Annotated in this window: 26 protein-coding genes; 15 read left to right on the top strand and 11 right to left on the bottom strand. The window is 33.4% G+C overall.

All coding sequences use genetic code 11. The features are described from left to right. From NE054_RS02655 to NE054_RS02610, 10 genes are all read right to left on the bottom strand, one after another. On the bottom strand, positions 1–404 hold a 404-nt coding region (locus tag NE054_RS02655), incomplete at its 3' end, for an amidohydrolase family protein (protein WP_297888123.1). Further along, positions 397–726 (bottom strand): hypothetical protein, encoded by a 330-nt coding sequence (locus NE054_RS02650; RefSeq protein WP_297888120.1) that lies wholly within the window; start codon positions 724–726, stop codon positions 397–399. The genes NE054_RS02650 and NE054_RS02655, both read right to left, overlap by 8 nt. Before the next feature lie 3 nt (positions 727–729). Then, the gene (locus NE054_RS02645; RefSeq protein ID WP_297888117.1) at positions 730–1,155 is read right to left on the bottom strand and encodes an LAGLIDADG family homing endonuclease; all 426 of its coding nucleotides are present in this window, start codon (positions 1,153–1,155) and stop codon (positions 730–732) included. Beyond that, positions 1,152–2,216 (bottom strand): flavodoxin-dependent (E)-4-hydroxy-3-methylbut-2-enyl-diphosphate synthase, encoded by a 1,065-nt coding sequence (ispG, locus tag NE054_RS02640; protein ID WP_297888114.1) that lies wholly within the window; start codon positions 2,214–2,216, stop codon positions 1,152–1,154. Before ispG ends, NE054_RS02645 begins: the two co-directional genes overlap by 4 nt. After that, the gene (locus NE054_RS02635) at positions 2,213–3,520 is read right to left on the bottom strand and encodes a lytic transglycosylase domain-containing protein (protein WP_297888112.1); all 1,308 of its coding nucleotides are present in this window, start codon (positions 3,518–3,520) and stop codon (positions 2,213–2,215) included. The genes ispG and NE054_RS02635 overlap by 4 nt, the downstream gene beginning before the upstream one ends. A 34-nt stretch (positions 3,521–3,554) precedes the next feature. Further along, positions 3,555–3,959, bottom strand: coding sequence for an aspartate 1-decarboxylase (gene panD / locus NE054_RS02630; protein WP_297888108.1), 405 nt, complete (start codon positions 3,957–3,959; stop codon positions 3,555–3,557). Between the two features lie 14 nt (positions 3,960–3,973). Continuing rightward, the gene (locus NE054_RS02625; protein ID WP_297888105.1) at positions 3,974–4,399 is read right to left on the bottom strand and encodes a hypothetical protein; all 426 of its coding nucleotides are present in this window, start codon (positions 4,397–4,399) and stop codon (positions 3,974–3,976) included. Positions 4,400–4,411: 12 nt separating this feature from the next. Beyond that, entirely contained in the window at positions 4,412–5,365 is a 954-nt protein-coding gene (locus tag NE054_RS02620) for a polyprenyl synthetase family protein (protein WP_297888103.1), read from the bottom strand. Positions 5,366–5,395: 30 nt separating this feature from the next. Continuing rightward, complete coding sequence (gene lnt / locus NE054_RS02615; protein ID WP_297888099.1) at positions 5,396–6,934, bottom strand: apolipoprotein N-acyltransferase; 1,539 nt, start codon at positions 6,932–6,934, stop codon at positions 5,396–5,398. Then, positions 6,934–7,605: an IclR family transcriptional regulator gene (locus tag NE054_RS02610; RefSeq protein ID WP_297888096.1), complete on the bottom strand. Its 672-nt coding sequence runs from the start codon at positions 7,603–7,605 to the stop codon at positions 6,934–6,936. The genes lnt and NE054_RS02610 overlap by 1 nt, the downstream gene beginning before the upstream one ends. 101 nt (positions 7,606–7,706) lie before the next feature. Here NE054_RS02610 and NE054_RS02605 point away from each other — a divergent pair, with 101 nt between their 5' ends. From NE054_RS02605 to NE054_RS02560, 10 genes are read left to right on the top strand one after another with little or no spacing between them, the layout of a single operon-like run. Beyond that, positions 7,707–8,057, top strand: coding sequence for a hypothetical protein (locus tag NE054_RS02605; protein WP_297888094.1), 351 nt, complete (start codon positions 7,707–7,709; stop codon positions 8,055–8,057). A 10-nt stretch (positions 8,058–8,067) separates the two neighbouring features. After that, complete coding sequence (locus NE054_RS02600) at positions 8,068–9,093, top strand: zinc-binding dehydrogenase (RefSeq protein ID WP_297888092.1); 1,026 nt, start codon at positions 8,068–8,070, stop codon at positions 9,091–9,093. Then, on the top strand, positions 9,090–9,857 hold the full coding sequence (locus NE054_RS02595) for a metal ABC transporter ATP-binding protein (protein ID WP_297888091.1): 768 nt from the start codon (positions 9,090–9,092) through the stop codon (positions 9,855–9,857). Before NE054_RS02600 ends, NE054_RS02595 begins: the two co-directional genes overlap by 4 nt. Then, positions 9,854–10,666, top strand: coding sequence for a metal ABC transporter permease (locus tag NE054_RS02590; RefSeq protein ID WP_297888090.1), 813 nt, complete (start codon positions 9,854–9,856; stop codon positions 10,664–10,666). The genes NE054_RS02595 and NE054_RS02590 overlap by 4 nt, the downstream gene beginning before the upstream one ends. Beyond that, complete coding sequence (locus tag NE054_RS02585; protein WP_297888088.1) at positions 10,663–11,370, top strand: RsmE family RNA methyltransferase; 708 nt, start codon at positions 10,663–10,665, stop codon at positions 11,368–11,370. Before NE054_RS02590 ends, NE054_RS02585 begins: the two co-directional genes overlap by 4 nt. A gap of 11 nt (positions 11,371–11,381) precedes the next feature. After that, positions 11,382–11,810, top strand: coding sequence for a YMGG-like glycine zipper-containing protein (locus tag NE054_RS02580; RefSeq protein ID WP_297888086.1), 429 nt, complete (start codon positions 11,382–11,384; stop codon positions 11,808–11,810). A gap of 9 nt (positions 11,811–11,819) precedes the next feature. Next, positions 11,820–12,797 carry a porphobilinogen synthase gene (gene hemB, locus NE054_RS02575; protein WP_297888083.1) on the top strand — a complete coding sequence of 326 codons (978 nt, stop codon included), beginning with the start codon at positions 11,820–11,822 and terminating at the stop codon, positions 12,795–12,797. Continuing rightward, complete coding sequence (locus NE054_RS02570) at positions 12,790–13,680, top strand: 5'-3' exonuclease H3TH domain-containing protein (RefSeq protein ID WP_297888080.1); 891 nt, start codon at positions 12,790–12,792, stop codon at positions 13,678–13,680. Before hemB ends, NE054_RS02570 begins: the two co-directional genes overlap by 8 nt. Beyond that, on the top strand, positions 13,680–14,315 hold the full coding sequence (gene nth / locus NE054_RS02565) for an endonuclease III (RefSeq protein ID WP_297888077.1): 636 nt from the start codon (positions 13,680–13,682) through the stop codon (positions 14,313–14,315). The genes NE054_RS02570 and nth overlap by 1 nt, the downstream gene beginning before the upstream one ends. A 10-nt stretch (positions 14,316–14,325) precedes the next feature. Beyond that, positions 14,326–15,303: a bifunctional oligoribonuclease/PAP phosphatase NrnA gene (locus tag NE054_RS02560; RefSeq protein ID WP_297888074.1), complete on the top strand. Its 978-nt coding sequence runs from the start codon at positions 14,326–14,328 to the stop codon at positions 15,301–15,303. A gap of 2 nt (positions 15,304–15,305) precedes the next feature. On the opposite strand, the gene NE054_RS02555 is transcribed toward NE054_RS02560, so the two are convergent. Continuing rightward, a complete protein-coding gene (locus NE054_RS02555) occupies positions 15,306–16,208 on the bottom strand; it encodes a cache domain-containing protein (protein ID WP_297888072.1) in 903 nt (300 codons plus the stop codon). Between the two features lie 260 nt (positions 16,209–16,468). On the opposite strand from NE054_RS02555, the gene NE054_RS02550 reads away from it, so the two are divergent. The 5 genes from NE054_RS02550 to NE054_RS02530 all read left to right on the top strand — a co-directional run. Further along, on the top strand, positions 16,469–16,807 hold the full coding sequence (locus NE054_RS02550) for a P-II family nitrogen regulator (protein WP_297888069.1): 339 nt from the start codon (positions 16,469–16,471) through the stop codon (positions 16,805–16,807). Positions 16,808–16,823: 16 nt separating this feature from the next. Then, positions 16,824–18,113 (top strand): ammonium transporter, encoded by a 1,290-nt coding sequence (locus NE054_RS02545; RefSeq protein WP_297888066.1) that lies wholly within the window; start codon positions 16,824–16,826, stop codon positions 18,111–18,113. A 25-nt stretch (positions 18,114–18,138) separates the two neighbouring features. Beyond that, on the top strand, positions 18,139–19,194 hold the full coding sequence (locus NE054_RS02540; RefSeq protein ID WP_297888063.1) for an outer membrane beta-barrel protein: 1,056 nt from the start codon (positions 18,139–18,141) through the stop codon (positions 19,192–19,194). A gap of 152 nt (positions 19,195–19,346) precedes the next feature. Then, positions 19,347–19,751, top strand: coding sequence for a desulfoferrodoxin family protein (locus NE054_RS02535; protein WP_297888061.1), 405 nt, complete (start codon positions 19,347–19,349; stop codon positions 19,749–19,751). Positions 19,752–19,882: 131 nt separating this feature from the next. Next, positions 19,883–20,596: M17 family peptidase N-terminal domain-containing protein (locus NE054_RS02530; RefSeq protein ID WP_297888058.1), on the top strand; the 714-nt coding region annotated here is incomplete at its 3' end.

The raw sequence follows: 20,596 nt of genomic DNA, 5'->3' as shown, positions 1-20,596 counted from the left end.
ATAGAGTCCGCTACTGCATTTTCGTAAAAGTACATATCTACAAAACAGGTTATTCCATTTCTTATCATCTCATAACAAGCCAAATCTGTTCCATCTTTTACAAACTCATAACTAACAAACCTGCCTTCTACAGGCCATATGTACTGTTCAAGCCATACTTTTAAAGGGTTATCACTACCGTATCCTCTTAGTAATGTCATTGCTGCGTGGGTATGTGTGTTTATTAATCCGGGTATAACCACATTTCCATTTAAATCTATAACTTCTTTGGCTTCAAACTCTTCTTTTCCATTTCCTACTTCTGCTATTTTTCCATCTTTTATGGCTATATAACCTTTTTTGTACTCTGTAAAGTTTTCGTCCATTGTCAGTATGTATCCGTTTTTTAAAACGATATCAAACACTTTCTTCCTCCTGTATAAATTCCTTTAAAAATTCGTATAGTTCTTGGCTTGGTTGTAGGTCCACATAGTAAGTACCATCTTCGTGTTCTATTCTAAGAGTTTTTCCATCATCTTTGAAAAAGATGTTTGTCAATCCTTTTGAAAAGTACCACTCAAGTTCTTGGGTAATTCCTTTCATATAAAGGGTAAAACCTCCAGGTCTTTTGGCAACTTTCGTTAAAACAACTGGTGCCTTGTTGACCCAATCTTCTTCTTCCCATTCAAACGTGTTTACATCCGTAGCAATACCTTTTAAGTTAAACTCTTTTTCTACCCAGTTCATAACCTACCCCTCTATGAATTTTCTTACTGAGTTTCTTCCATGATATATTTTTGTTTTTTTGAATTTTTTCAAAATTTCTCTGATGGCTTTTTTCTTTCTTGATGCTTCCAATTGATGAGAAAATCTAAGTTCATAGATTTTTAAGATTTCATCAATTTCCTCTTGGCTACAGTAAGTATACTCTCTGATTGTCTTTAGAAAGTTTCTTGCTTTTCTGTGGGTGATTATAAGGTAAGCGTTGTTTTTATTTTTCCTTATGGTCCCACCGAATATTTCTTTTATCATCTGTAGAGTTTGTGATGATTTTGCTTTTATTGTTACATGAACGAATATGGATGTTTCTGTCCTTCCGTCTTTTCTTAAGGATACTTTACCCCCACAATCAAAAAGTCCGGCTATGTAAGAGAGTTTGTAAGGTTCTACTTTCATCTTTTTACTTCCATGTTTGATATTTCTTTTAAAAGTTCATCAACCATCTCTTCTTCCGAAACTTTTCTTAAAGGTTCTCCATTTTTAAATAAAATTGCAGATTTATAACCGCAAGCCAGTCCTATGTCCGCTTCCTTTGCTTCTCCTATTGCGTTTACAACACATCCCATTATCGCTACTTTTATTGGTTTATCTACGCCGGATAACTTTTCTTCCACTTCTTTTACCACTTTTGGTAGGTCTACCTCTATCCTGCCACAGGTTGGACAAGAAACAATCTCTATGCCTTTTCTTCTTAATCCTAAGGATTGAAGTATCTGATAGGCAACCTTTACTTCCTCTTCTGGGTCTGCCGTTAGAGATACTCTTACAGTGTCTCCTATACCTAAATAAAATAGTATTCCAAGTCCAACTGCAGACTTGACGGAGCCTCTTCCGGCTGGTCCTGCTTCCGTTATACCTACATGAAGTGGAATGTCTGTTTTTTCTGCAAATATCTTGTTTGCTTCTACATTTTGAAGTACATCTGAACCTTTTATCGAAACTTTAAAGTTTGTAAAGCCTACTTTTTCAAAAAATTCAGACCAGTTTAAAGCGCTTTCTGCCAAAGCTTGAGCAGATGGATAGCCGTATTTATCTAAAAGTTTTTTCTCTAAGGAGCCAGAGTTAACACCTAATCTAACTGCTATGTTTTTCTTTTTACACTCTTGTAGTATTTCTCTAACTTTTCCTTCGTCGTTTATATTTCCCGGATTCAATCTTATCCCATGGATACCACTTTCCAGTGATAACATTGCAATCCTTGGTGAAAAGTGAATGTCTCCAATTACTGGAATTGGTGAGTTTTTAACTATCTCTGGTAATGCTAAAGCATCTTCCTCTCTTGGAACGGCAACTCTTATAATCTCACATCCGGCTTTTGCAAGTCTGTTTATCTGATTTAGAGTTGCTTGCACATCGTGGGTTTTTGTATCTGTCATAGATTGGACAACGATAGGTGCACCATCACCTATTTTTACGTTTCCCACAAAAACAGGTCTTGTTTTTCTTCTTTTTATCAAGGTATCACCAACTCCATTCCAACGTAAATTGTGTTATCTTCTAAGTTATTCGCCTTTCTTATTGTTTCAACATCAACTCCGTACTTTTTAGCTATACTGTAAAGGGTTTCCCCTTGGCTTACTATGTGAACTTTTCTTTTATAGTTTGTTTTTGTGAAAGTTGGATTGATTTTTGTATCAATTAAAGAAACTACTATATTTTCTTCTTTATTTTCAGGTGCTACAACTTGATTTTTTGGAGAACTTTTTTTGTTGTTTGCGTAAAGTTTTGGTGGAGGAGTTGTTATGAATCTTCTGTCAAATTCTGCGGTGTTGAGTTTGGGAAGGTTTATATTTATTCCTTCAAATGCAACATCAGTTTTGAGATGTGCGTTGTAAAATTTTAATATATCGTAATCTATCTTCTTTTCCTGTGATAACTCGGATAAATGTATCTCTCTATCAGCTGTAAAGTTTACAACATCATAAACGTTGGATTTTGTATCTAAACCGTACTTTTCCGGATTGTTTGCAATTATTAAGATGGCAAAGAATCTTGGGACATATTCACTTGTTTCTGATGGAAGATTGTACTTAATGTCTTTAAAATTTGTGGTGTTGTTGGCTTCTAACCTTTTTGCAACACATTTTTCTCCACAGTTGTATCCGGCTATAGCAAGCTCCCAACTACCGAACATGTTGTAAAGAAATTTTAAGTATTTTGCTGCTGCAATCGTTGATTTGTAAGGGTCTCTCCTTTCATCTACATACTCGTCTATTCTTAAACCAAATCTCCTTCCGGTGGAAGGTATGAACTGCCATATTCCAGCTGCATTTGATGGCGATGTTGCGTATGGGTTAAATCCACTTTCTACAACGGCAAGGTATGCAAGTTCCGGTGGAAGTCCTTCTTGCATAAATATTCTCTTTACCATAGGTAAAAAGTAGTTGGCTCTTTTAAGAGCGTTTTCTGTAAAGGATTTTTTTGTAGTTGTAAAGTAGTTTATAAAGTACTCAATATCTTGGTCATCCGGAATCTGGATACCGAGTATTTTTGCTTCTTGGGTAATATAGTTTTTCTCTGTTTCACTAAGACCGTACTTTATAGCTTCCAATACAGTTTTTGAATCGTTGGAATCTGTGTTAATGTTGTTATTTGAGGTTGTAGAGTTTTGAATTTTTGTATTTGTGTTCTGGGTGTAGGTGTACTTGTAATCTACTTTTTTAGGTGGTTTATAGCTTTTCTTTACATCTTTAACTTGAACGGAGCAAGAACTTAAAAATAGCCCTATTGAAAAAGCATATATCAATTTTAAAAACTTCACTACAACTCCGGATTAAAGATTAATACCTAATAGATTATTCGTCAAAAGCTGTTAAAACTTTACTATTCACAGCTTTGACTTTTTTATGCTCTTTGATTGTGTTTGTGTTTTCATCAATGTAAACAAGGTCAACATAAAAGTTTTCTAAATCCTTTTCGTTTACACTTGCGTAAGATGCTATTATGATTATATCGTTGTAATGTCCAAGTCTTGCTGCTGCACCGTTAAGGATACATTCTCCAGAGTACCTAACACCCGGAATAACGTAAGTTGAAAATCGCTGACCGTTGTTTACGTTGTAAACCTCTATCTTTTCAAAAGGAATAAGGTTTGCCGCTTCCATAATAGCTTCATCAAGGGTTAAACTGCCTTCGTAATGTAAGTCAGCACCTGTAATTTTTATTCTATGGACTTTTGATTTAAGTAAAGTTCTATACATAATCTCCTCCTTATTTACTTTATAAATCCAAAAACCTTAAGTAAAAATTCAACACTGTTTTGATTAAGTATTACCATTAAAGCCATCACAAAAAATATAAGTAGTTTAATTACCTTCATCTCTCCTTTTAATTCCTGTCTTAGAGTTTCCATCTTTTCTTCAACTCTGCGTATCTCACCTTCTATTTTTTCTTCAACTCTACGTATCTCACCTTCTATCTTTTCTTCAACTCTATGTATTTCGGTTTTAAATTCTGCTTTTGTAATTAGTTCATCCAATAAATCCTGTTTTATTTGAACTTTGGCTATCTCTTTTTCCTCTTTTACTTTCTCTTCAATAACAGATAAAGATTTTTCAACTACTTCAATAACTTTTTTAGCTTCTTCTTTTCCAATTTTTTCTTCCAACATATTATAAAGTTCTAACGTTAAACTGGACATTTCCTATCCTCCTTAAATATCTCTCTTAACAATGTAGTAGGCAAGGTTTATAAGGTCTTCTTTATCTTTATTATCCGGAAAATCTTTTAAATTTTCAATGGCTTTTCTCACATAATCTCTTGCGTGTTCTTTTGCTTTTTCCACTCCTTGATAGTCTTCAACGATTTTTTTTGCTTTTAATAAATTCTCCATTGGAGGATTTTTATCTAAAATAACAGACTTTATAAAAGACTTGTCTTCATCTTTTAGTTCTTCTTTTATTACAAGGAGTGGGTAGGTTATCTTTCCTTCTTTAAGGTCGTTCATTAAGCTTTTTCCAACTTTTTCTTCTTTTCCTTCGTAATCTAAAATATCATCAACTATCTGAAAAGCTATCCCTATGTTAAGACCGTAGTTATATGCCATATCTTTTAAATTTTGGTCTGATGAGGCTAATGCTGTTCCAACATAACAGCAACTTCCAAATAAAACTGCAGTTTTACCTAAAACTATCTTGTAGTAATCATCAAAAGATGTTTCAAAATCCGCTATTTTTTTTAGTTCTAAAAGTTGTCCTTCTGCCATCTTTTTTACGCTATCACTGACGTTTTTAATCATATCTATATCACCGTAGATAGAAAACAGGTAAAGTGCATTTGCATACATGTAATCACCAACTAACACTGTTGTATCGTTTCCAAAAACTCTGTTTACCGTAGGTTTCCCTCTTCTTTTTTCTGAACCATCTACAACATCATCGTGTAGTAATGAAGCTGTATGTAGGTACTCTAATGCAGCAGATAAGATGTAGTCTTTTTCTTCGTTGTATCCTCTTAATGCTTTAGAAAATTTTAAAACAAGGTACGGCCGAACTCTTTTACCACCACCATCTAATATGTAGTTACCTATTTGTAAAATGAGATTTACAGATGGGTCTAAATACTCTCTTAAAGTTTTTTCAACTTTTTCCTTATCAAAATTTACCAAGATGTATCTCCTTAAAAACTTGTTAATAAATTATAAATTATTCTGAATTTTAACTCTTTGGATAATTAAAATTGATAGTATAAATACAACAATAAACAGAATATAGATGTAAGTTTTGTTTTGGTTATAAAAGCTTTTTCCACCGTTGATATAAACTTTTTCTATTATAATTCCATCTTTGTAAAGAGGTAAATAGGACACTATTTTGCCAACTGGATTTATTATAGCTGATACTCCTGTGTTTGCTGCCCTTACAAGATATATGTTGTTTTCTATCGCTCTTACTCTTGCCATCTCAAAGTGTTGGTATGGGGCTGATGTTTTGCCAAACCATCCATCGTTTGTGATGTTTACTATAACGTTTGCACCTTTGTTTACAAAGTTTGCTACAAAATCCGGAAATATAGACTCAAAACATATCAAAGATGCTACCTTCATTTTTTCATAAACAATCAGCTTTTGTCCTTCACCTTTCGTAAAGTCTATACCTTGGAGATACTCAAATATGTTTTCCAAGAGTTTGTTTCTAAAAGGTGTGTACTCTCCAAAAGGAACCAACTTTATCTTTGAGTAGTAGTCTAAATAAAATCCATCTTTATCTATTAAAAACAAAGAGTTGTAAACTCTGTCTATGTCTCCATCTTCTTTCAGCAAAACGTTATCAAATCCGGATAAGATAGGCATCTTTATTTCTGAAAATCTTTCAAAAAAGTAATCTCTTAAAGAGGAGTCAACATAAGGAAAGAAAGGTAATGCAGATTCCGGAAGAACTGCTATGTCAGCACCTTTTTCTTTTGCCTGTTTTAAAAGATTTATGTATTTATCAATTATTTTTCTGTTAATCTCTTTTGTCGGTTTTAACTTCATAGACTCATCTACGTTTCCCTGCAGAACTGCAACCTTGTAATAATCTCCTTTATCTGTATAACTGTTTATCCTATGATTTCCCCATACAAAAATAACGATAAAAAACAGAATGTTAAAGATATTCAAAAAGATGAATCTGTAATCTCTCTCTGAAATCATCATATAAAAACTTACAGAAAAAAATAAAACTAATAATGAAAGTCCGTAGATGCTTGTGTAGTAGGTTATTTGAGCCACTGGATTGATGTATGAAATCATGTATCCAAACAAGTTCCAACTAAAACCGTTGAAAGGAAAAAACTCCCTAATAAATTCCAACACAACCCAAATAAAAGGCAACAAAAAAAGACCTTTTAAAGAGTACCTTAAAATCAGCTTTTTAATGATGAATCCGGATAAAACAAAGGTGTATAAAGCGTAAGCGGTAGAGAAAATCAAAAAAAGTATTGAAGATATCAAAATGTTTATACCACCGTAATAACTGAGGGCAAAGACTATCCAGTAGAAAGATACAAATGAAAAAACAAAACCAACTAAAAATGAGTAAAGTAAAACATTTTTTACACTGTTTTTTTCGATAATGTAAAACCATAAAGAAAAACCAATCAAAAACCCAAAAGGAACGAAAAAGTTCGGTAGTGATAAAGAAAGAAACAATCCGGATAATCCGGATAAAACAAAGAATTTTATTTTCTCGTTCATTACGGTAGAACGATTTTATTTATGTTGGTTATCTCTTCTGCTATTTGAAGAAGGTAGTGTCTAAAAAGTCCTTCGTAGTTATCTTTGTTTAACCTTGAAATAGGAGCTACGATAGAAAGCCCTGCAATAGGATGGTCTGATTCATCCCTTATAACCGTTGCAATTTCCGATACTTCCTTTTCTGCACCTTCAAAGTCTACCTCAAAAATCTCACCTACATCTTTTTTGGCTTTCAAAATTGCTCTTCCAGCTGCCGTTTCAAGGGCAGGATACCTTTTCCCAAGCCTTGATTTTGCCAAAACTGAAGCTTTACTTTCTTTACTGTAAAAATATATAACATCGTTTTGATGAAGCATAGATAGGTAAACAGTTTCGTTAGTTTGATTCCTAAGATTTTTTATAAACTGTTTAGCGTGGTTCAATATTGTCAAGTTCTTTATAAAAGAGTACTCTAAATACAAAGTTTTAACACCTAACCTGTAATGTCCTGTTTCCTCTTCCTGTTCAATAAGTCCTTTTACTTCCAAAGTAGCAAGTATTCTAAAAACGTTATTTTTATTCAACCCTAAAATATTACTCAACTCTGTGACACCTAAATTGTCCCTCTCTTTAAGTGCTTCAAGTAAATCCAAAGCTTTCTCGATAGACTTTTTAGCTCCTTTCTGTTGCATAATCCAAAATTACCTCTTTTATAATCTTACATTTATTTTATCACACAGCTTTTTTTGATAGAATAATTAAACTGATTTTTAATCTAAGGGATTTGGAAGATATGAATGTTTTTGACCTTTTAAATGATTTAAAAGATTTATTGATTATGGAGAAAGAGTGCATCGTAAAAGCTATAAATGATGGTACAGCTACACAGAAGTTAAACGAAATAGTTGAAAAAAAACAGGAAATATTAACTAAACTTGCAAAGTTTAATGTAGAAGATTTTGAAAATTATAAAGAAATTATTAAAGAAATTCAGATACTTTCTGAAAACAACATGTTTCTTGCCCAATCCAACTTAAAATTTATTGAGTCCGTTTTTGAGAGTATATTTGAAGAGACTTCAACTTACTCTTCGGAAGGTGAAGTAAAAAAACAACCATCAAGTATTTTAAATAAAAAAGTTTAGGAGGTTTTTTATGAAAGCTGCTTACTACGATAAATTGGAAGGTTATAAAGCAATAAAAATAGGAGATTTTCCTATACCGGATATAAACGAAGATGAAGTATTGGTAAACATCAAAGCTTTTTCACTTAACCATCTTGATGTTTGGGTTATGGAAGGAAAGTATCCTGTGGCAATACCACTGCCTCACATCTTTGCATCTGATGGGTCAGGTGTTGTTGCAAAAGTAGGAAAAAATGTAAAACATCTAAAAGAAGGTGATAGAGTTGTGATATTTTCCGGATTGTCATGTGGAGTATGTGAAAGATGTTTATCGGGGAAAGATAATAAGTGTAATAGTTTCCGACCTTTAGGAGTTCTTGAAGATGGTGTTTCTGCTGAATTTGTAAAAGTTCCGGCTGTAAATGTTTTTAAAATTCCGGATAGTTTATCTTTTGAATCGGCTGCTTGCATTCCAATCACATACATCACATCTTGGCACTCACTTGTTACCAGAGGTAAAATAAACCAAGGTGATACCGTGTTAATACACGGTGGAGGAAGTGGGGTAGGTACAGCTCTTATTCAGATAGCAAAACTTTACAATGCAACTGTAATAACAACCGTTGGAGACGATTGGAAAATAGAGAAATGTAAGCAACTTGGAGCTGATTTTGTTATAAATTACAAAAAAGAAAATTTTGTGGAAAAAGTAAAAGAGTACACAAATGGACAGCTTTGTGATATCGTAGTAGACCACATTGGAGCTCAGACTTTCTCTGATTCCCTATCTTGCGGAAAAAGAGGGGCAAGGGTTATAACCTTTGGTTCAACAACGGGAGCGGATACACAGATTAACCTTAGATACATTTTCGGAAAAAATTTAACTATCCATGGTGTTTATATGGGAACTAAAGGGGAGTTTGCAAAGATGTTAAAACTGTTTCCCGATAAACTAAATCCAGTTGTAGATTCGGTATTTGATTTAGAAGATGTACAAAAAGCCTATGAGAAACTTCTAAGTAGACAGTTTTTTGGAAAGATAGTAGTAAAGATATGATAAAAATAGAAAATTTGTACGTAGAGATAAATGGTAATCTGATATTGGAAGATGTATCCTTTGAAGTAAAAAAAGGAGAGATTGTAGCGGTAGTGGGACCAAACGGCGGTGGAAAAACTACCCTTGTAAAGGTCATTCTTGGATTTGTACAACCAACGAAAGGAAAAGTTTTGATAGAAGGAAAAAACCCTAAAGATTATGTTAAATCCGGAAAAGTAGGATACCTTCCCCAAAAGTCAAGCTACGATAGAGATTTTCCAGTTTCAGTTTTTGATGTGGTTATGTTTGGACTTATAAACACAAGTTTACCTTATAAAGAAAAAGAAAAAAAGGTTTTGGAATATCTTAACTATGTAGGTATGCAGCAGTACAAAGATTATTCTTTTGGAAAACTATCCGGAGGACAGCAACAAAGAGTTATGATTGCAAGAGCCATTATATCACAACCAGAATTACTCATATTAGATGAACCTTCAACAGGAATAGATGTTGTGGCTCAGGAAAACTTTTACGAATTTATAAAAAAGATAAACAAAGAAAAAGGTATTACCGTAATTATGGTAACCCACGATATAGGAGCCATAGGTTCATTTGTCAACAAAGTGGTAGGACTAAACAGAAGATTACATTATTTGGGAGATTTTAAGGAATTTTTACAAAAAGAAGCCTTAGATAAACTCTACGGCTCGGAAGTAAAACTTCTTATCCACTCTCCAGAATGTTTCACTTGTCAACATTTTAACATAGAGGTTAAGAAACATTGAATATATCAGATTTTTTAACGGTACCTTTTTTACAAAACGCTGTTATTGGTGGTGTTTTAATTGCTGTTTTACTTTCTGTTTTATCTTTGTTTGTGTTTGTTAAAAAATGGTCATTTATAAACATAGGTATATCTCATGCTGCATTTGGAGGTCTTGCAATTGGCTTTTTCCTTGGAATAAATCCAACTTTGATAGGTAGCATTTTCGCAATATCGATAGGACTACTCATAGGTTATATAAGTAAAAAAGGACAGATACATGAAGATATTTCCATTGGAATTTTACTTTCCTTCTCTATGGCTTTGGGAGTTGTTGTTATGTCTTTTTCAAACAACTACAACTCAGACCTTTTTGCCTTTTTGTTTGGTAATATCCTTACAATTACATATCAAGACATCATCATCATTTCATCATTCTCTATAATATCTATCGCTTTTATATTTTACAACCTTGAAAAATTAATGTACTGCTGTTTTGACGAAGAGCTTGCTAACATTTCAGGTATCAACACAAACTTTTTGTACTATGCTACTATCACGATTATAGCTGTGGCAACTGTCCTTTCAATAAAACTTGTAGGTTCTATTCTTTCTTCGGCTATGATAATACTTCCGGCTGCTACAGCTTCTCAGATTTTCTGGAGGTACAAAAGCATAATTCTAACATCAGTTATTATAAGTGTTTTTACCGTTTTATTGGGAATATACGTATCTTTTGAATACAACCTTCCATCAGGTTCAACTATCGTTATTATCTACTCTCTTATATTTTTTACAGCAGTAATTTTTAAAAGGGTTTTTTTGGGATGAGTTATCCAATCTTCATAGGAAATCCTGAAGGAGACTATTTAGTTTTAACAGATGAAGAATACCACCATGCTGTTAATGTAAAAAGGATAAAAGAAGGTTTTCTCATAGAAGTAAATGATTTAAAAGGTAATATGTACTTGGGAGAAGTGGTTAAAATAGACAAAAACAAAGTAGTTGTAAAACCTATAGAAAAATTACATATAAAAACTCCTCTCTACAAGATAACACTTTACCAGTGTATGCCAAACCAACTTTCCAAAATAGACGACATTATAGAGCCTGTATCTCAACTTGGAGTTGACAGATTTGTTCCTGTCTTATCAAAAAATTCGGCAGTAAAACTTTCAGATATAGAGAAGAAAATACCAAAATGGGAGAAAATAGCATTAAACTCAGTAAAGCAGTGTAGAAGACTCTTTCCTGTAGTTATTGACAAACCAATAAAATTGAGTAATATTAATTCAAATGACCAATTAAAGGTTGTTTTTTACGAAAAGGAAAAAGAAAATAAGGTTAAAAACTTGATTGATAAAAAGTATAGTTCTTGTAGTGTTGTTATAGGAAATGAAGGTGGATTTGACGAATATGAGATACAAGAGCTTAAAAACAAAGGTTTTATTTCACTTACGTTAGGAGACTACATTTTAAAGATGGAAACTGCTATAATAGTAGGAGTATGTCAGATTAAATTAATTTTAGATTAGAGGTGATGAAAATGAAAAAAGCGGTTGTAGGAGTATTGGTATCTGCAATCTTAATTGCAAGCTGTGCCCCAGAGTACAGACCTTCTCAATCTACATACGAAGGTGGATTGATAGGTGCCATAACGGGAGCTACAGCTGGAGCTATTTTGACCAACAATAACAAATGGAAAGGTGGTGTGATAGGTGGTGTCATTGGGGCTATTGCTGGAGCTACTATTGCGGAGATATCAAAAAGAGGTGCTGTTGAAGCTGTTCAAACTGGACAACCTGTAAGATACCAAACGGAAGATGGAAGAGGTGTTTACGAAGCAAAACCACTTGGATACGATGCAAAAACCAGATGCCATAAAGTTCAAGAAAAAATATACGAAAATGGTAAACTTGTTAAAGACCAAATAAAAGAAGTTTGTGAAGGTGAAAAAGTAGAACAGAAGTACTAAGGAGCCTGTATGGGATTCCCTGTAAACAGACCAAGGAGACTTAGAAAAAATGAAAGTATTCGTCGATTGGTAAGAGAAACAAACCTTACCGTTGACGACCTTATTTATCCTATCTTTATAGAAGATGGAGAAAATATAAAAAAAGAGATTCCTTCTATGCCGGATATTTACCGATGGTCCTTAGATAGAGTTGATGAAGAGCTTGAAGAAGTTGTTTCTTTGAACCTTCCGGCTGTCTTACTGTTTGGTATTCCTTCCCATAAAGATGAGGTTGGCTCCGATACATGGAACGAAGAAGGGATAATTCAAAGGGCTATTCGTCATATAAAAAAGAACTATCCACAGCTTTACGTTATTACGGACGTTTGTTTTTGCGAGTACACATCTCACGGACATTGTGGTGTACTTCATAACCATGATGTTGACAACGACCTGACGTTAGAAAATACAAGAAAACAGGTTATATCCCATGCAAAAGCAGGAGCTGACATGGTAGCACCGTCCGGAATGATGGATGGAGTTGTAAAGACTATAAGAGAAGCCTTAGATTCATCCGGATTTAAAGACGTTCCTATAATGGCATACTCAGCCAAGTATGCATCGTCCTACTACGGACCTTTTAGAGAAGCGGCAGACTCAACCCCAGCTTTTGGTGATAGAAGAACCTACCAAATGGACCCTGCCAACAGACTAGAAGCATTAAGAGAAGTAAAGTTAGATATAGAAGAAGGTGCAGACATAGTTATGGTAAAACCGGCTTTATCTTACCTTGATATCATCAGAGATATAAAAAACAACTTTAACGTTCCTTTAGCAGCTTACAACGTTAGTGGAGAGTACTCTATGATAAAAGCAGCCGGAAAAATGGGATGGATAGATGAGAAAAAAGTTATGATGGAAACTTTAACATCAATAAAAAGAGCAGGTGCCGATATTATAATCACCTACTTTGCAAAAGAAGTAGCAAAAACACTAAAAAATGGATAAAAAACTTCTTTTAATAGACGGTTCATCTTACTTATACAGAGCGTACTACGCTTTACCACCTTTAACAGCACCTGATGGTACTCCAACAGGAGCCATCTACGGATTTGTTAGAATGTTATTAAAACTCCTATCAACGTTTAATACTCCTTATATAGCCGTTGTTTTTGATAGACCTGAAAAAACGGTTAGACACGAAATTTACAAAGAGTACAAAGCAACAAGAAAAGAAACACCAAACGACCTTCAAATTCAAATCCCAAAAATAAAAGAAATTATAAATTTACTTGGAATAAAAATCCTAGAAATACCCGGATACGAAGCGGATGATATAATAGCAACAATAGCAAAAAAAGCAGAAAATCAAAATTTTGAAGTAATTATTGTAACACCGGATAAAGATATGAACCAGTTAATAGATGAGAAAATAAAAATATACAACCCAATAAAAGATGAAATTGTTGATACTCAAAAAATAGTTGAGAAGTATGGAATAAAACCAAACCAATTTATAGATTATCTTGTACTGGTAGGAGATAGTATAGACAACATACCAGGAGTCAAAGGAGTAGGTCCTAAAACTGCAACCACCTTACTTCAAGAGTATGGAACTGTAGATAACATACTGGAAAACAAAGACAAGTTAAAAGGAAAAATAAAAGAGAGCTTTCAAACCATAACGAAAGAAGATATTCAACTTTTAAAATCCTTAGTAAAACTACATAAAATTGATTTAGAATTAGACTTAGAATCCCTAAAAAAAGAAAAACCGGATTTGATAAAATTAAAAGAGATATTTGAAAAATTAGGATTTAAATCATTGATAAAAGAGATAGATAAACCAAATTTAGATAAAAAACAGGTTATGCAAAAGAGTTTATTCTAATGAGTAGTTTTACAGAAAAAGAGATTATAGAGAGATTAAAAAAACATTTTCCAAATCCTTGGATAGATTTAAAATTTGAAAACCCTTACCAATTGGTTATAGCAACAATACTGGCAGCCCAATCTACAGATAAAAAAGTAAATGAAGTAACACCTAAATTTTTCCAAAAATTTCCTGACCCTAAATCCGTAGCTAACGCATCTACAGAAGAAATAGAGAGTATCATAAAGTCTATAAATTACTACAAAAGAAAAGCAAAACTGATAAAAGAATGTTGTCAAAAATTGGTTAAAGATTTTGATGGAAAAGTTCCGGATACCATAGAAGACCTTGTAGAGCTTCCCGGTATAGGTAGAAAAACTGCAAGTGTAATACTTGTAAATGCTTTTAACAAGCCGGCTATAGTTGTAGATACACATGTAAAAAGAGTGGCTACTCAAAGACTTAAAATATCAAATGGGAAAACACCAGAAAAGATAGAAAAAGATTTAGCAAAATTCTTTTCAAAAGAAAATTGGATATACATATCAAAAGCATTGGTTTTATTTGGAAGATATATCTGTACAGCAAAAAATCCAAAATGTAAAGAGTGTTATCTTAACGATATCTGTCCATACGAAAAGAAAAATCTGTGAGGTGGTAAAAATGGAAAAATACATACCTATAATAGAAAGATTAAAAAGAGAGGAAAAAGATATACTTATATTTACACATGAAAATCCAGACGGAGACGGTATAGGAAGTATGATAGCCTTGTACCTTTTCCTTAAAAAGATTGGTAAAAACGTTGTAATGGCAATGAAAGATGATGTACCTTATGTTTACAACTTCTTACCAAAAGTGGATGAGATAAAAAAACTGCCTATAAACCACAAATTTTCCGTAGCTATCTTAGTAGATGCATCAAGTAGAAAAAGAGCCGGGACACAAATCCAATCCCACGAACTTATAAGAATAGATCACCATATAGGTGGAGAGTTTGAAAGTATATACGATTATGTAGATGATTATAGTCCTTCAACGACTGCCGTTGTCACGGAGATATTAAGAAACTGGGATGAATCTCTCATAGACAAGGAAATAGCAACTTGCCTATACACCGGTCTTATTACGGATACAGGCTCTTTCAAGTATAACAACACAACATCAAAAACCTTTGAAATAGCCAAATTTTTGACAGAAAAAGGAGCAGACCCATTTTATATATCAAAAATGGTGTTTGAGAGAAATAAAGTTAACGTTTTAATGCTTCTCCAAAAAACATTATCAACATTAGAGCTTTATAATGATGGGAAAATTGCAGTTTTAACCGTGTTTAGAGACTTTTTAAACCAAACAAACACATTGGAAGAAGATACGGAGGGATTTGTTAACTTTGCAAGAAGTATAGAAAGTGTAAAAGTTGCAATTATAATGATACAAAAAGAAGATTTAAAGACATGGAGAGTATCTTTAAGAGGAAAAGGAGATGTTGATGTTCAAGAAATAGCCAAATACTTTGGTGGTGGAGGCCATAAAGACGCAGCCGGATGCAGAATAATGGGAGAGTATGAAAAAGTAAAAGAAAGTCTTGTTGATAAGGTATCTCAAAAATTAGAAAATTTACAACTTATAAATGTTTAAGATTACTTATTTTCTCTTTCAAACCTTTTAACTGAAATTTCAGATTTTGTTCCTAAAAATACATATATTCCTAAAGATATGAGCATGAATCCTACTGCTACCAATATTCCAAGAGAGTATATAAGTTTTGATGGGTCAGACATTGTAAACTTAAACACCAACATAAGAGCTTCTATAGAAATTGCGATTATAATGGATGCTAAAAATCTTGTTAATGTTTTCCTAATTTCAGAGTGTCTTCTTGGGTCTTTGTATAAAAGGACTTCTTCTTCAAAAATCGTCTTTGCCAAATCAAATATGGCTATTGAAAGAGTTATTAAAATTATAGATTTAAAAATATGTTCCGGATTCATATCAATATCTAAAAGGTGAGCACTTCCCCATAAAACTAACTTTAAACTTATAAACGAAAGAAATACACTAAATATTAGATATATAAATTTTGTAATTTTTTCAAACCTATCCTTCGTATAAAAGTACTTGTCCGAATGTAAAAGTGCTTGTAAATCTATATCAAAACAAAGTATTTTTTCTATCTCTCCGAATTGATTTTTTATAGGTATTGCAACGGTGGAAGAAATGTCAGGACTGGATACGGATTTATAAGGTTTTGTTATTATACAATCTTCTACTTTCATCACATCTATATAATAAGGTCTGGAAGACCTGTCAACACCTTTTCCAAATCTGTTAACTCTTTTTATGTAAAGTGGATTTATTATGTTATCAACTATCTGAATTCCATTTTTATCCAAAATATAAAAAAGTTCTATAAAAGGAAAAGAGACAAACAAATTTTCCTGAAACGATTCATCTTCGTAGTTATCAAACCTTGAAGTAAAAGCTTTTAACTCTTCACAAAGGTTTCCTTTCATCTCGTCCAAGATGTGTTGAAACTTTTCCATATTCGTCACTCCCATATTTTAATTTCATATTTACTGTATGCAATAAATATGCCTTTTTTTTGAGCAAGGTTTTGTTGAAGTAAAAAATTTATTATGCACAAAAAAAAGCATTTTATCATTTTAATTGCATAAAAATTGTGCAAAAAGATTTAAAAATAAATTTTCTGAATTTAATAAATTACAAATTTTTCATACACTTAACTTCTTTGGCATATCTTTTGATTAACTACTTTATAGAAATTTAAATTGGAGGTTGTGTGATGAAAAAGGTAGAGGCTATAATCAAACCTTTCAAACTTGACGAGGTCAAAGACGCCCTAACTACCATTGGAAACTTTGGGATAACAATCTCAGAAGTGAAAGGTTTTGGAAGGCAGAAAGGTCATACGGAGCTTTATCGTGGGGCAGAGTACATAATAGACTTTGTTCCTAAGATAAAGATAGAGGTGGTGGTGGAAGACGAAATTGTAGAAAAAGTTGTACAGGCAATTATCTCAACAGCAAGAACCGGAAAAGTTGGTGATGGAAAGATTTTTATCATTCCGGTTGAAGATGCTATAAGAATTAGAACTGGTGAGAAAGGTGTTGAAGCTTTATAAAAAAGGAGGTGCTGTGATGAAAAAGTTAAATTTTTTACTGGTAACGTTGGTTCCCACTTTCGTTTTTGCACAAGAATCTCAAAAAATTGATTCTGGAAACACTGCATGGCTGATTGTTGCTACAGCGTTGGTTATGCTTATGACTCCTGCTGGGCTTGCTTTATTCTACGGTGGTATGACAAGGTCAAAAAACATTCTCAACACAATCGGTATGAGCTTTTTAGCTTACTGTGTAGCTTCAGCTGTTTGGGTTTTGTGGGGTTATACGTTAGCCTTTGGAACCGATGTATCTGGAATTATTGGTAGTTTGGAACATGTCTTTTTAACTGGTATCTCTGTTAACGATGTGTGGTCAACAGGAAATATACCAACTTTGCTTTTCGTGGCATTCCAAATGACTTTTGCTGCTATCACGGTGGCTCTTGTAAGTGGGTCGGTTATTGAAAGGATGAAGTTTCAATTTTGGCTTTTATTTGTAATTTTATGGATAACAGTTGTTTACGCTCCAATCGCTCACTGGGTATGGGGTGGTGGATTTTTAGCTAAATTAGGTGCCTTGGATTTTGCCGGTGGTACTGTAGTTCATATAAATGCAGGTGTTGCCGGATTGGTTTTAGCTTTATTGCTTGGTAAAAGGGTTGATTACGGTAAAAAAGCTATACTACCGTCTTCCGTTGTTCTTACTGTTGTTGGTGCAGTTTTACTGTGGTTTGGATGGTTTGGTTTCAATGCTGGTAGTGAACTTGCTGCAGATGGAATTGCGGCTAACGCTTTTTTAGTGACAAACACGGCAGCCGCTTTTGGTGCTATATCTTGGATGATTACTGAATGGTTGGTTGCTAAAAAACCTACAATGCTTGGAGCTGCATCAGGGGTTGTTGCAGGTTTGGTCGCTATTACACCGGCAGCCGGATTCGTAGATTTATCCGGAAGCATAGTTATTGGTATAGTATCTGGAATATTAGGTTTTGTAGGTGTTTACTGGCTTAAGAAAAAACTTGGTTATGACGACTCTTTAGATGCGTTTGGTGTTCATGGATTAAACGGTATATGGGGAGCGATAGCAACAGGTATCTTTGCAAACCCTTCAGTAAATCAAGCCGGAAAAGGTTTACTTTACGGCAATCCATCACAAGTTTTGATTCAGATAGAGGCAGTTTTAGCAACGATAGTTTACACAGCTGTTATGACTGCAATTCTCTACTTTGTAGTATCATTGTTTACAAAAGGTGCAAGAGTTGATGAAGAAACTGAGATAAGAGGACTTGATGAAACAGTTCATGGTGAAAGAGGTTTTGAACTTTAATAAAAATTCTACAGGAGGTACTGTTATGAAAAAGTTAGTTGTGGTAGGTTTACTTTCAGGTGTTACAATTGCAAATGCAGGACAGATTACTGTCGCCAACAGTGATATTGACTTATCCGGAGGAGTTACATCCGGATATTTTTACTCAAACAACATTTACCCAAACAACACAGGTTCAAGCAACCACGATGATTTTAAAGTTAGCAACCTGATAGTCTCTTTGTCTTCACAACCTAAAAATGGTGGTCTTGGCTTTACAGCAGCCTTTGGAACGATTTTACTACCTACACTTTACGATGGTGGAATTACCGAAAATAAAGCTATCTTAAATAAAGGTTTTGGTATTTTGTTTGGCTATGTAACCTACGCTCCAGTTGAAAATTTAACCTTAGACGCTGGATTACTTACAACAAACATAGGCTACGAGATAGCAACTTCATTTTCAAATCCTAATATCACATACGGTGGAGTGTTTTATGCACAACCATTCATATACCCAGGAGCAAGAATTACTTACACTTACAAAGATTTTAAGTTTTACGGTGAAGTTAGTAAAGATAAAGGGTACTTGGATGGTAGCTCATATTCGCCAACATCCGGAGCGTACGCTGTAGGAACACTTGGAACAGTTTACGGAATAAATTACGCACTTTCTTATTACGATTACACAGCTTACAAAAATCTTGTTGACTTAGTTTTATCAAAGTCTATAAATGAAAACCTTGATGTTGCGTTAAACTTTGATTACCAATGGCTTGATAAAACAGCTAAACAATCCGGACATGATAGTAACGGCTACGGTGTGGCAGTTTACATAATACCCAAATATCAAAGTTTCTCTCTACCAATAAGAGTTGAGTACCTTAACGATGGCTCAAAAGGAAAAGAAAGTGGTATATACAACTATGTCTCTTCTGCTTACACAGTAACATTAACACCAACCTACAAACCTACCAAAAACACCTACATAAGAGCAGAAGCATCCTACTTCAAATCTGACAGTAAGATATTCTTTGACAAATCCAATAATCCAAAAGACTCAAAAACATCAGCTTCCATAGAATTAGGCTTTTTGTTCTAAAAGAATAAATACCTCCTTTTTTCAGGGAGGGGGGTTTTTTAAAATTCTATTTTTATGATAATAGTCACTTTTGTGATTTGATAAATATCATTACAGTTTAGAATGAAAAAATGTAAAATAAAAAAGCAAAATTTAAACAAGGAGGTACAAAGATGCCAAAAGTTAACACGTATGTGGACATCTCACAAATCGACAAGGAAGCAAAAAGAGATTTTATCGACAGACATTCACCATTTGTTTATGTAGAAGGTGAAGCAGTAAAAGGTCAAAAATTAAAAGTAAAAGTAAGAGTTGGAAATGAGTACGTTCATCCGGATGACTTTGACCACTACATCGCTTACGTCCAACTTTGGGATGGAGATACTTTACTTGGACAAGCGACATTTACTCCTGGTTCTCTTGGAAACAAACCTAATCAGGCAGAAGTTGATTTTTACATTGTTCCAACAAAAGATAAACTAAAATTAAACGCTATGAGCTATTGTACAAAGCACGGCTTATGGCAAAGTGAAACAGTAGAAGTTGAAGTTTTAGAAGGTCAACCAGCTACCGTATAAATCACCTAATCCCCCCTTTTGGGGGGTTTAAATTCTATAATCTAAATTATTCTCTTCTAACTTTTCTTTATTGAAAATCCGTTAAAAAATCTTTATAATATCTGAAAAATTCAACAAAAGAGGTGTAATCTATGAAAATAGAAGTTTTATCAAAAAAGATTGAGTCTGTAAAAACAGATGCTTTAGTTATTCCCGTTTTTGAAGAAGAAAAAAATTTTTCTGGAAATCTAAAAAAACTTGATGAAATATTTGAAGGAGAGATATCTCGTTTAGTTAAAGCTCAAAAGTTCAAAGGTGGAGAAGGAAAGTTTTTAGTTATTCCAACTTTTGGGAAGATAAAAGCTGACTACGTTGTTTTATCTGGATTAGGTTCTAAGAAAAAGTTTGAATTGGACGTTTTAAGAAGACTTTCCGCATATACAGTCAGAAAAGCAAAAGAAATAAAAGCATCAGATATCATTATAGATACAGATATAGATTTTGGAGATATTGATATAAAAGATGCTATTCAAGCTTTAACAGAAGGGGCTATTTTAGGAGATTACAACTTTGATAAATACTTTACAAAAAAAGAAGAGTTTAAAATAAGTTCACTATCTTTCAATGTTTCTAAAAAAGCTGACAAAGATATCTTAAAAGAATATATCCATATTGGAAAAGTACTGGCGGAAGCTCAAAACTTTACTAGAGACCTTGTTAACGAGCCTGCAAACGTAATAAATACTTTAGAGTTTGCAAAAATTGCAGAAGATTTAGCTAAACAATACGGTTTTGAAATAAAGATATACGATGAAGAAGAAATAGAAAAAATGGGTATGGGAGCATACCTTGCTGTTGCAAAAGGT

The sequence above is a fragment of the Sulfurihydrogenibium sp. genome, from assembly GCF_027448985.1.
Lineage (GTDB): Bacteria > Aquificota > Aquificia > Aquificales > Hydrogenothermaceae > Sulfurihydrogenibium.
The sequence above is the reverse complement of the archived record's forward strand: the minus strand, read 5'-3'. Positions and strand labels throughout refer to the sequence as shown.